This is a genomic window from Wolbachia endosymbiont (group A) of Pipizella viduata (assembly GCF_964028555.1).
Lineage (GTDB): Bacteria > Pseudomonadota > Alphaproteobacteria > Rickettsiales > Anaplasmataceae > Wolbachia.
This window is the reverse complement of record NZ_OZ034787.1, coordinates 552,817-565,244: the sequence shown is the minus strand read 5'-3', so window position 1 is coordinate 565,244 and position 12,428 is coordinate 552,817. Positions and strand designations below refer to the sequence as shown.

Genomic DNA, 12,428 nt, shown 5'->3' with positions numbered 1-12,428 from the left:
TTAAACTACAATTTCATCAAAATGAATGTTTTTCCCGCTTGGTAAGTATAATCCTTCTAGTTCAAGCGTTACTTTTCCTTCTTTCACCTCTGTCATTTTTACTTTTTCTAGCTTAAATCTTTCCTCCCACCTTTGTAGAGCTTCTGCTACTGCTGAATAGATTTCCAAAGTTAAATCTCTATTTATTGGCTTATCTACTAATTCAAATAGTCTTGACCCATAATCTCTCCTCATTATTCTACTGTTAATAGGAGTGGTCAGTATATCAATTATTGATTGTTTCAGATGTTCTATTCCTTCTAATTCTTTTCCTGTTTTGGAGTCCATCCCTTTCATTTTTAGCCTGCAAACACGTTTTCACTGCCTTTTATTACTTTAAACCCACATGAAACTATATCTCCTACTCTTCCTATACCAAGACCATTTGAAAAAACTGTTTTTGATCCTTCAGTTAATGCTCTTCCTTCACTAAAACTGTCTCCTTGTCTGCACATTGGCTTACCATTTACAAAAACATTGTTACTCCCACTAATGCAAAAATGCGGTGTTACTTCTACACAATAATCTCCTACTCGTACAACCGATTTATTCATTTAATTAAGGTTTATTCTATCTGCTTTCAGTTTTATTTCGCTCTTCGTCATCTCTATGCTCGATTCCCCAGCTTTCAGTGTTATTTTGTCTACTACTTCAATCTCTAAATGATGCTTCTCTTTATCATATAATAATCTTGTTCCATCCTGAAACTTCACACTATTTATTTCTTTTTTATTCTCTGGTGCAGAGTATTTTTCCTGATATATTCCTCCTAATACCACTCCTAATGATAGTTCACCAAGAGGAGAAAATACCATTACTTGTTCATCGATATCTGGAGGAGACCAATCTCTATCTTTTCCTGCTTTGCTTGTTATCCATGGCAGATAATCTGTTACAATATCTCCTATTTTCACTCTTACTTTTGCTTTTTCATAATCTACTTCTTTCACCAATCCAATACGGATAATATTCGCTAATTTTCTATTTAGCTCTGAAATTGCAAAACTATGGTCTAACATGCACTTCACCTATCTCAATAACATGTGGCATTATGCCAGTTGACCATACTGATTTACCCACGCGTACCTCATGAAACCATTCAACTAGCCACACAAGATAAGCATCCAATTCTGGCCTAAATCCGTCAATTTCTGCAGATATAAATTCACCTGGTGAAATATTTTTCATATTCCAAGTATTCTTATTTACTACTCTCGCAACCTCAGCAGCTAATGTTCTAACAACTACCGAGGAATCCTCTACTGTTCCATCAACTACAATCCTCGCCTCAAATCTTGCTTTCAGCGCTAATTCTTCTGTTCCTGGATCATGTCCTTTTTCAAAGCCACTAAGTTCCACAAATACCGCTGGCGCTAATAATTCTTTTCTTATTGCTGGATAAATTTCACATGTCTGTATAGCCGGTATTTCTTCCTTCAGTGTGCTGCAAATTGCTTGATGTAAATCTTTCCAGAACTTTGTCATGCATATAATTTAACTCATGTAATGTATAAAATATTTTTCAAATACCTTTTCAACTTCATAATTAACAAGATTCCCTATTATCCTTGAAGCCTCAGGTTTCAGTGGCAACTTAACTTCCTTTATTGGCAATGCTGCCCTTCCTTCACGTTTAAAAATACCGCTATTTCCTTTTGGCATAACTGCTGCAAATCCTCCTATAAACTCATGCTTTCCTACTTTCGATCCTCTTCTTGTTTTTTGTATTTTGCCAATTGTCGATGCTCTAATGTCATAGAGATTTGCTCTAATTAACACTTCTAATCTGCTAGTTTTCGCCTTAAAAATTCTTAATCTCTTTCTTATCAAACTTAATTTTACCTTCTTTTCCTCACTGATTTCCTTAGCTGCTTGCGCTTTTAACCATAGTGCCGTTCTGTTTAATGCTCTCACTATTGCTAATTCTATTTTTCTTCTTTTAGCATTTACACTTTCTATTACCTCATTACTATTAACTTCTATATGAATAGACATTTTACACCCCAGATGCTTCGATTCGCCAGATCATTCCAGATTTATCTCTAAGTGGTGGTGAGTGCATCTTATACTTACAGTTACCAATAACAAAAATATCTCCTACCATTGGCTTTAATACATCAAACACACTTACTTCCAGCAATAAAGTTTCTCCTACAAATTGTCCTTCACCTATCTCGTATAATTTATCTGGCTGTTGCTTTAATACCTTTACCATATATGACTTATCCTTTGATTTATATAAAGCCACTTCTCCTAAATGGATAAGACAATCTTTTAATAATCTCTTTATATTTTCCTGCATACCATTTTCTCTAAAAGTCTTTACATATTATTTTAAACATATTGCATATCTTATATTTTTATGGTATATTTTTAAGGTCATAAATAGAGTTTTCTATGTGGGGACCCTACTATGTTGTTACTATTTTCGCTAAAACGGCCGGACGATGGCACATTGGCAGAGGATTTGACTGCGTATGCAAATCAGTTCCTCTATCAAATCTTCTTGGCTCTTGTTTTGCATAGAGTGGCTGTCCAAGAGTATTTACTGTCTCATTAAAGTCTGCTGGTGCAAAATATGTTGTAAATGTACTTGCTGTTCCTACTGGAAAACAGTGTCCTGTATCTCTTTCTATAAATCTTCTCACCGTTCCTTCAGGGTCAGTTGCTTGTCCTCTATATTCCTCAAACATTATACCACAGAACGCAAATCCTGACCTCATATCATTTCTTAGCGCCGCACCTTCTTGCCATCTTTCATATGCTTCTTTTACTTTTGCATGAGAAGTTAGTGCATCAAAAAACTCAGGGCTTACCAAGGCATGAATTCCGGTCATATATTCACCACTTAGATTATCTTCTATATGCCGGAGTACTTCCAGACACTTACGCTTGACATCTGTTGTTGCTGTTCCCAGTGCAAAATTTACTACTTTTGGTGTTATTTCAAATTCGTTGTACAAATTTAATAATTCTGACCCATCAGCATCTAAAATTATTCCTTTCAGCGCTCCCATTCTCAAATGCTCCAACGTTATTGCATGTTTGTTTCTCATTAGCTGCAAATGATCCGTTACTACATCTGCCAGCGCTTTAAGTTCACTCTCTGATCCAAATGCCCTTATTCCCTGTACTTCCTCTGGTAACACTACATCATCATGTGGAATATGTGGAATCGTAAACGTTCTTACCTTTCTTTTTCCTCTTTTTCCTACTGTTGCTGGTGCTCCGGGTACTTGTGTTGGCAATAGGCTTAAAACTCCATTATGTTCTTCTATGGTAATATGTCTAAACCTTACTGATCTACTTGGAAATAAATTTAAATTTTCAACACGTCCATAATTTACCGGCAATATATTCATCGCATTTGTTAGTGCCGTCATGCTAAATGCTGTATTTGTAAATGGATTTTGCATTTTTTCTTTTCCCCCTTTTGTGTTTTTAATAGCTTTTTTAAGCTCCCTTGCGGATAATGATCCCTCGTCCTTCAAGTTGCTTTATTGCTGCAGTTTTCTGCTCTTCAGTGATATTTGCTGGCCACACAACTGCATGATCTGCTAGCATTGCACTGCGAGTAATAATTACTCCTTTCATATCAGAATCTTTGCTATGTATATCGGTTGTAATTACTCCTACTGCTGTTTGTGTGCCGTCTGTTCCAGTGGGGTTCAGCACTCTAATAAAACCATCATCTGTCTTCTTGGCAACTACTGTACCAAGTTTAATATTTTGACCTTTCGCTACAGTTATTTGGTCTCTTGAATATAGACTTGATGCCTCATACTTTAATAAGTCACCTAGATTATTTTGTTCGCTTATACAACTCATAAATTTCTCTCCTTAACTTCTTACCGCCGCTTTTATCAATGCTATATACGGCGGTTATAAAAATACTTTAACTCCTACGACTTCTTGCTACCTGTATCATTAAATCTTCTCCTGAATTCTGTGGTATTGCACTCAGTATTTCTGTCTTCTTCGTTCGCTCTGCTAGCAGTTCCATTAAAACTTCCCTGGCTTGTTCAACACTTACGCTTTGCTCAATAAATTCTCCTATCTTTTCTGGCATCTTTGACATATTACATAATCTTATTATCTCTAAAATTTCTCTACGACAGTTTTCGTAGCCTTCATCAGTTAACTCATTAGTTGTCATACTAACACTCCTATGATTATTGATAAATTCAAAAAATGTTGTAACTCCATCTGCAACACCTATTTCTACTGCTTTCTCGCCAAAATATAGACCTGCTTCTGTTGATCGAATCTTTTCAATTGAAAGACCTCTGTTCCTTGCTATTAGCTGCAAAAACATTTCATATAGTCGGTCTACTTCTTTTTGTAAGCTTCCCAGACTTTCAGACGTCATTGGCTCATGTGGGTTTAAATCATTCTTTCGACTACCAGCAAAGATTGTGGTATACTTAATACCTTGCCTTTCATCAAACCTACTTTGATCTATGTGACTTGCTATTACTCCAATACTTCCTACTCCTGAAGTTCTACTCACAAATACCTTTTCAGCGCTAGAGGCTATAGCGTACGCAGCAGAATATGCATCATCATTTGCTATTGCAATAATTCTCTTTTTTGTTCTTGATTCATAAATAAAATCAGCTAGGTCAAAGACACCGTTTACTTCCCCTCCTGGACTGTCTATGTCAAGTAGAATCGTCTCTATGCTTTTATCTTCTAAAGCGCTCTCTATCTCTTCATGAATATTTTCATACGAAGTCATATCTAAAATATGATCAAAAGCTTCTGTTTTTTTTGTCAAAACTCCATAAATACGTATTATTGCTATTCCTTTTGGGTTTATATGAAAATGCTTTAAGTTCTTAAAGATAGGTTGTTTGCTGTTATATAATGATAGTAGTTCAAAGCTTCTTCTCTCTACCATTACTGGTTTATTTATCCACACCACTTCCTCCCCTTTTATGATTAACATCAGAATCGAAACAAAGTCCAAAAGAATTAGCTCGCTTTTGATCTTCTGCTATTTCTTGGTCAATTTCTTCTACATCGTAACCCATTTCTGATACTACTTCTGCTCGACTTTTGAAGCCATTCCTTACTGCCATTTGCTGTGCTTGCTGATCTTTCAGTGGATCCACCCAATCAAATCCCTGTTGTATCCATTTTACATCTTTAAATACTTGATTATCTGTTGTAGAAAGCTCTCCAGATAAAGTGGCAAGTTCTAGCCATCTACTCCATACTGGTCTGCAAAATTGGAATACCATAATGTTATGTTGCAGCATAGCGCATCTACGACGAAACTCTATTAATCCTGCTCTGATTGATGAATAATTAACACCGGTTAAATCTCCTGTTAGTTGCTCATATGTTATTCCTGTGCCTATTGCTATTGCCCTCAGTTGCTGTCTCATGAATGCTTCATAACTTCCTCCAACATCTGATGGCTCTGAAAATTTTATGTCCTCTCCTGGGTCTAAAAGCTGCATTGTTCCTGGCTCTAAACCTGATAGTGCTACTCCTTGCTCATTACTTTCACCTTCTCCTAAAATATTTGCTTCAGGATCGAGCCTTGTAATAAACCCTGCAAACATCGCTGCTGTCTTTTTTCTCACTAATTCTGCATCATCATATTGATCAAGTTCATAGAGCTTTAGCAGTATACTCGAAAGCCATGGCTCTCCTCTAATTTGCCCAGGTCTCAGTGGTTTATAGATATGTAAAACATCGTTTGCTGGTACTCTCACTGATTCGCCAAATGACCCTTCTCCTGGATGTTCTCTAAATAAGTAATATGCTTCTCTTTGCCCAAGCCTGTTAAACTCAATCCCGTTTCTTATTACATTACCATTTCTTAAAGTTTGATTTGTTTTATTATCTAAATGTTCAGACTCAAGTACTTGCAGTTGTAATGGTACAGAAAATCTATCTTCCAGCTTTCTCGTTCTTAAACGTACAAAACATTCTCCTCCCTCTATCATACTTCTGCATACTAGAGCTTGTAATCCATAAAAATCACTTACTCCGTTACTGTCTGCTTCATCTGTCCATTTTAGCCATAATTCTTGCACCTTCTTTCGAAATTCTCCATCTCTTGCTTTTGATTGTGGTTTTATTCCTGTTCCAATAGAGTTACTTACTATTGTATCAATGATATTTGCTGCATATGGATTTTTTCTCACCATATCACGTGATCTACTACGTAAAGTTTCAAGGCTTTGAGACAGCAAATTGTTTATACTTCCTAACTCTGGTTGAAAGTGAAAAAATCTTCTCCCTAAGCCTGCTGCATCCCAAGCAGAACTTTTGATTTTTGGCTTGTAGAATAATTGTTTGAAGGTTTTTAGTAGCATTTATAAAATTCCTTTACTTGTTGAAAAAATAATCTTTCTTTTGGCTACGGTTTTCAGTTCAGCTTTAATACGTTGTCTTAAGTTCAATAAATCTTTTATCTGAACTTCCCCGTACCGAACTACATGGTCACCATATGCAATTGATACTACTCGCTCTCCGTTTTGCAGTTTTTTTATTGCTTGTTCAACTTGAAACAAATACTCTTCGTTATACATTTTCCAACCACTTACTCTGTCTTACTTTTTTAGGCTTTTTACTTTCTGGTTTTTCACTTAAACTATTCCATTTACTCTCTGGCCAACGATCGATTCCAAGCGCAATAGATGCAGCTCTTGCATAAATTCGGCAATCTAGTACTTCATTTCTTTCTCTTACCTTTTGCCACTCTTGTTTTGTATATCCTTTTACTACTTTGCTGACTAATTGCTCTGCCGTTAGCTGCTTAAAATACTCAGGTGCATACTCCGGAAAATGACAATATCCAGGTAGAGCTTTTCCTTCTTCTTCTTTTAAAATATTAAGTAATTGAAAAAGCTCTGACTTTAATATCGATACTCCTACTGGCCATAGCTTTATTCCTCTTTTCAGCTTTTGACCACCAACTGTTATATCTACTCTACTTGGGCTGCTAAGTGGCACTAGGGCTTTATTTACACCTTTGACTGCCATTACTCTTCCAGATCCTTGATGACCTCTTACCCAGTTATATACTTCTTGCGTTGCATATCCAGCATCTACTGCCATCATACTTATCATATATTCAAGCCCATTTTTACCGATAAAATGATGATTGAGGAGCTCCGAAAGCTTTTTCCATACTTCTCTACCTCCTGTATCTCCTTCAAATACTCGGTAGTCTATTGACCAACTTTCGCGGCTTTTTCCCCAGGCTACAACTTCTACTTCTAACCGATCTTTTTGGACATCTACTCCTGCAGTAAGTACCACTTCTCTCCTAGGTACTGTGCCTACGGGAAAAAATTCTCTCCTGTTAAATAATTGCTTCCAGTCTGGTACTTCTCCTTTATCTACCCAAGTTTCTCCTAAGGTGGTATTTATCCAAACTTTTAGTAATTGTTCACTTTCTTTTGCATGGAGAAAATCTTCTACTGCTTGAGTCCAGCTATACCACCCAACTGGACTATAAAGACTTGAAAGATGAAATCCTTTTTTCTCACCTTTTACTCTATTAGTAGGTCTCCATTCTCCACGTTCAAGCATCTCTGTCTTTTGATGATTTTCTATCTTTTCACCACATTCTATACATATATAGTGTGCTGTATTTGGATTTTTATCTTCCCATTTAATTTGTGGCCATTTTAATATTTGGTAATAATTACAATGTGGACATGGTACAAAAAAGTATCTCTTATCTGTTGCTTCAAATTCTTTCTCAATTCTGCTTATTCCATGAATCGTTGGTGTCGATACTAAAAAAATCTTTCGACGTGCAAATGTATTAGTTCGAGCAATACTAAGCAGTACTGGATCTCCTTCTCCTCCTGAATCTCCTGGATACACATCAATCTCATCAAGAAAGAGATACTTTACTGGCATAGATCTCAGTCCTACACTGCTGTTTGCTCCAGTTATTACTACAATTCCACCTGGAAATTCCTTACTTTGTACAGTATTGCCTGAGTCTCTTGACCTTGGGTCTTTTACTTTACTCTTTAAACATGGCGTACTCTCTATTAACGGCGCAAATCTTCCTTTTGACCAACGTTTTCCCATTTCAACTGTTGGCTGTACTACCAGCATTGGACCAGGAGTCTGATCTATGATGTAGCCAATCCAATTGTTACCAGCTTCTGTTCCCCCAATCTGCGCTCCTTTCATGAATACTACTTTTTCTGTTGGTGAGGACGGAGAAAGTGAATCCATGATTTCTTTTAAATAAGGAGTTCTTTCCGTTCTCCATTTACCTGGCTCTGATGCTGCAGTTGCTGCTAAAACTCGATACTCATTTGCCCACTCTGATACTTTAAGCTGCGGATCTGGTCTTAAACCTTCAGAAAAAGCTCTAGCGTATATCATTGTCTGCATCTACTCATAATTGGTTCTATCTCAATATTGTTAACAGTAGAGTTTATTCCTCCACACTCCTCCAATTCCATAAACACCTTTTTCTAAAATTCGTTTTCTATATATCTTTTGCTCACCTCACTTATCATTATTGCTATAACAAGCGCAAATATCCCTGTTATTGTTGCAAAAATGATTGCACTGCTTATTGTTGTTGTTATCAACCCTATATATACTGCTACTGCTGTTGCGCTGACTGTAGTATAGATGCAGATAATATTATTATGTTTTTTCGTCCTTTTATCTGCTATTTCTCTCTGTGCTATATATTTATTATGAAGGGTTGGAAAATTAACAACGGTATCTCTGCAGAGCAAAGACCCATTTTTTTCAGTAAACAAAACTTTAAGTAACTCTAAATTGTTTGATTTGATTGCTAAGTGCAAAACAGGTGTATAATTTGCTCCTTTTTTCAGCAATAACTTTACTACATGTAAATGCCCTTTTTCAGCAGCAAGGTAAATCGGTGATAGACCTTTATTATTTACAATATCAATATTGATTTCTTCTTTTAAAATTGCATCTACAATCTCAATTTCTCCTCTTTGTGCAGCTAAATGGAGTAGACTATTCTTTTCAGAACCGTATTTATTACTCACCAAAGCCTTCTTTATCTCAGGTTTAGCGTAATCAAATGGTGTCTTGCCGCTATCGTCTTTTACCAGAGGGTCTATATCTTCTCGCGTTAGTAAAACTTCTATTGTTTTAAGTCTTTCAGCGTAATGTAGTGGTGTTTTATTTTCGTAGTCTTGCAAATTGACTTGAGCATTAGGCTCCTTTATTAAGCATTTGAGAATATCAAGACATAAGTCTCTTTCATCGTAATTAGTATTACTTACAGCTATATGAACAGGTGACAATTTCATTGAGTTTTGTCCTATGCGCGCGCTATTTACATCTGCTCCAAGCTTCAGCAGTAACTTTACTATCTCCAACTTTTTATTATTAACTGCATAGTGCATTGGTGTCTGATTTCGTGCATCAAAGACATCTATTTCAGCTTTTCCTTCTTCTACTAAAATTTTGACAACATTTCCATGTCCTATGCCTGCTGCTAGATGTAATGGAGTATGATGCAGAGCATTTCGTGCATTAACGTCAATACCTTTTCTGATCAAATATCTCACTGCATTAACTTCACCTATCATTGCGGCCAAATGAAGTAAGCTATCTTGTTCTGACCCGTATTTGTTATTAATTAGCGCTTGTAATATTTCTGCTTTTTTCCCTTCTTTAGCATAGTCAAGAGATGTTTTACCATCATTATCTTCTACGAAAGGATTAATGTTCTTCTTCGTGAGTAGCAGATCTACCATGCTTAATTCGTCAAATTCTATAGCGCAATGTAGTGGGGTTTTTCCATTTAATCCTCTAACATTAACATCTAATCCAGGTTGATTAATGAGGCACTTTATTAATTCTAAACTTAAGTGAGCAGACATTATTAAAATTTAGTGTTAGATAATTCTTCAAGTGAGTTTGTAATCTCTTCAGTGAGCGCCATATGAATCTTTTCAGTGTCACTCAATGATGCAAGTAGTGCTGAAACTCTATTCGGAATATTAAGTAAATTATTACGGACAACTCTTGCTACATTAAATGCTTCATTTTTTACTTCCTCTACTGCTACAAGTTCTCCTATCTCAGCTTTAGCTTTCGCCTCAAGCAGTTTACCTCGTTCCATTTCATTTTTTATTCTAGTTTTTAGCAACATCGTGGAAAGGTTACTTGTATTTTCGTTTTCTGGATTTTTCCTCCTAAGTGGCTGACTTGGATCTCTTATTGCTGCCACCGCTTCATTTGCTTGTTCTCTATTTACCAAACCATCCTCCAACTCAACTATTCCTTTTCTTACTAAATAACAGACATATTGCTTTGAAAATCCTAGTTCTTTTGCCCATTCTGTTTGCGTGATTTTCACTTTTTTTTGCCTATTTTTTACGAGTTTTCTTCTTGAGTCTCTGAAAAGGTTTTGCCAATATCAGCAATTCCTTACCTGTTTATACTTTCCAATGTTTTAGAGATACTTTACTAACATCAAGCGAAGTACTCCGGTTTATAGCTGCTTTCTTTTTATATGGTGAAATTTGGCTATTTTCAACTAATACTATAAATTACATCTTTGTAGTTATGAGATTCAACCACTACTTGCTCTAGCGTTAAACTGCTGCATTTAGCATCTTTACTATGGTTTTCTTCAAGCACTTTTATTCTTGCTTCCTTTATTTCCTCAATGAACTTTTCATTAACTTTTTCTGGTTCAACTCTTTCCTCACAATATACAAGATTTGTGCAATTTGTTTTTCTGTAGTAATGTACTCCAAGGCATATCATTGATAGTGCAAGTATACTCGAGCCTACAAGTACTGATAGCCCTACGTTATTAATCAAAGCATTATGGTAAAACTTCTGTACACTACTAATACCACCTTCCACATACAGTAATAAAGGCCATACTATATTTGCAGCAACCAAACTGCTTAATAATGCTGTAAATAATGGCCTATCTTTGATTACTGATTCTACTTTATTTCTTCTACTAATGACTTTGTCGTCAATATTAATGAAATTGTTCTTACCCTTCCAAGCGTTAAGTGTAAAATGTGAATGAGTACCATTGCTGTATTCCAGTTTGACTGATTTTATTACTTTATCTTTTGGTTGATACTTTAGCACCTGATTCAAAGTTTCATTCGCATTCTTTCTCCCTACTTGACACTCTTCAATATCTCTAAATTGCTTTATTCCACAAAATATCGGACTAATTGCAACCAATAGTGCAACAGCTAGAATTGGTATAGTCACATAGATGGTACTGTTTGCAAAAAATGCAATTAATTGTGCTTTATTCTGTAAATATACCAAAGCTGCAGAAACGCTAAGTGCAACAGCAGCTATACCGAAAATTATAAATTCCTTCTGCTGCACTGTATATTTTACTCTTGGCAAAATTCTATTTGTTTTCTTTTCTTTTTTAATTAATGGAGTTTCTGAATTCACTCCTCCACTATTTGTTTGATCACTTTCATGTAGCAAAATATTTGAAGATATATCACTAAGTGTGTCAATAGATGACCTTTCTGATGCTCCCTCTCTATCAGATATTGAGTTATCTTTCAGTTTCTGTAGATCTGATCTTTGTACTCCAAAGCTATTACCACTTATTCCACTATCACTCCCTTCTAAAACCTTTTTTGGAGATTTTGTATCTTGGTTTATTTTTGAATAAATAGGCTCGCCATTAGCTAGTTCTTCGTTTATTTCTGAATAAATAGGATCAGCATTAACTAGTTCCTCTATATTTTCCTCGTTATATGATTTTACTTCTAATGATGATTTTGATGGTGCAATAGACTGTATAACATTTGACACATGATTTTTTGCTGTTCTAGGTGAAGGTGGAGCCACACTCCTACTATTGTCCTGCTGTACGATTTTAGGTGATGACTTTGGCTTATCCCCTGATTTTCTATCCTCTTCATGCACATCTATTTTGTCATATGTTTGGCAGTTGGAAGATGTGCTGAATGCCACATTAAACTGATCAGGATAATATCCACCGTTATATCCTATTCCATTTGCCTCACAAACTGCATTAAATTCGTCCTCTATGTCTTCACCCTCATCTAATGATGAAAGTGCATCAAATTGATCAGCACCTGCCTCGTCCATTTCTAGTGTAATACTGCTATCACTACCATTTCTAATCACATTCGAAAAAGCTGCCTTGTATTCAGTGTTGCACTGCTTCAGATCGTGACTACCACAAGTTTGCTTCATATGTTTCTCCTTAATAATAGGTGTTTGCTTCGTACCTTTTTCAAACAATTCAATTCTCTTCTTAACAGATAGTGTAGAATCTGAAACATTATTTTCTACTTCTTCAGAAAACAACGATGTTTCATTACTTGTTTGCGACGTTACTACTCCAGCTGACGTCTTTGCTTGATTCATTGAGTGCATCACATTTAATC

15 protein-coding genes are annotated in these 12,428 nt (G+C 35.8%); all 15 read right to left on the bottom strand.

The window, feature by feature from the left end; translation table 11 throughout:
* Entirely contained in the window at positions 1–336 is a 336-nt protein-coding gene (locus ABWU50_RS02560) for a GPW/gp25 family protein (protein WP_264687797.1), read from the bottom strand.
* Between the two features lie 2 nt (positions 337–338).
* Complete coding sequence (locus ABWU50_RS02555; RefSeq protein ID WP_253303343.1) at positions 339–593, bottom strand: PAAR domain-containing protein; 255 nt, start codon at positions 591–593, stop codon at positions 339–341.
* Positions 594–1,058 (bottom strand): phage baseplate assembly protein V, encoded by a 465-nt coding sequence (locus ABWU50_RS02550; protein ID WP_065095149.1) that lies wholly within the window; start codon positions 1,056–1,058, stop codon positions 594–596.
* Entirely contained in the window at positions 1,045–1,524 is a 480-nt protein-coding gene (locus tag ABWU50_RS02545; protein ID WP_264687795.1) for a hypothetical protein, read from the bottom strand. The genes ABWU50_RS02550 and ABWU50_RS02545 overlap by 14 nt, the downstream gene beginning before the upstream one ends.
* A 9-nt stretch (positions 1,525–1,533) precedes the next feature.
* Positions 1,534–2,034 (bottom strand): phage tail protein, encoded by a 501-nt coding sequence (locus tag ABWU50_RS02540; RefSeq protein ID WP_265016755.1) that lies wholly within the window; start codon positions 2,032–2,034, stop codon positions 1,534–1,536.
* Position 2,035: 1 nt separating this feature from the next.
* On the bottom strand, positions 2,036–2,341 hold the full coding sequence (locus ABWU50_RS02535) for a hypothetical protein (RefSeq protein ID WP_264687793.1): 306 nt from the start codon (positions 2,339–2,341) through the stop codon (positions 2,036–2,038).
* A 109-nt stretch (positions 2,342–2,450) separates the two neighbouring features.
* On the bottom strand, positions 2,451–3,455 hold the full coding sequence (locus ABWU50_RS02530; protein ID WP_264688463.1) for a major capsid protein: 1,005 nt from the start codon (positions 3,453–3,455) through the stop codon (positions 2,451–2,453).
* Positions 3,456–3,492: 37 nt separating this feature from the next.
* Complete coding sequence (locus tag ABWU50_RS02525) at positions 3,493–3,867, bottom strand: head decoration protein (RefSeq protein WP_265016753.1); 375 nt, start codon at positions 3,865–3,867, stop codon at positions 3,493–3,495.
* 67 nt (positions 3,868–3,934) lie between these two features.
* Complete coding sequence (locus tag ABWU50_RS02520; RefSeq protein ID WP_265016752.1) at positions 3,935–4,960, bottom strand: S49 family peptidase; 1,026 nt, start codon at positions 4,958–4,960, stop codon at positions 3,935–3,937.
* The gene (locus ABWU50_RS02515) at positions 4,947–6,368 is read right to left on the bottom strand and encodes a phage portal protein (protein WP_353276159.1); all 1,422 of its coding nucleotides are present in this window, start codon (positions 6,366–6,368) and stop codon (positions 4,947–4,949) included. Before ABWU50_RS02515 ends, ABWU50_RS02520 begins: the two co-directional genes overlap by 14 nt.
* Positions 6,369–6,584: a gpW family head-tail joining protein gene (locus ABWU50_RS02510; RefSeq protein ID WP_353276158.1), complete on the bottom strand. Its 216-nt coding sequence runs from the start codon at positions 6,582–6,584 to the stop codon at positions 6,369–6,371.
* Positions 6,577–8,406, bottom strand: a complete 1,830-nt coding sequence (locus tag ABWU50_RS02505; protein ID WP_353276331.1) for a phage terminase large subunit family protein — start codon at positions 8,404–8,406, stop codon at positions 6,577–6,579. The genes ABWU50_RS02510 and ABWU50_RS02505 overlap by 8 nt, the downstream gene beginning before the upstream one ends.
* Before the next feature lie 92 nt (positions 8,407–8,498).
* Positions 8,499–9,896: an ankyrin repeat domain-containing protein gene (locus tag ABWU50_RS02500; protein WP_410542067.1), complete on the bottom strand. Its 1,398-nt coding sequence runs from the start codon at positions 9,894–9,896 to the stop codon at positions 8,499–8,501.
* A gap of 2 nt (positions 9,897–9,898) precedes the next feature.
* Complete coding sequence (locus ABWU50_RS02495) at positions 9,899–10,375, bottom strand: hypothetical protein (protein WP_264731067.1); 477 nt, start codon at positions 10,373–10,375, stop codon at positions 9,899–9,901.
* A 176-nt stretch (positions 10,376–10,551) separates the two neighbouring features.
* Positions 10,552–12,408, bottom strand: coding sequence for a hypothetical protein (locus ABWU50_RS02490; protein ID WP_353276157.1), 1,857 nt, complete (start codon positions 12,406–12,408; stop codon positions 10,552–10,554).
* Between the last annotated feature and the right edge of the window lie 20 nt (positions 12,409–12,428).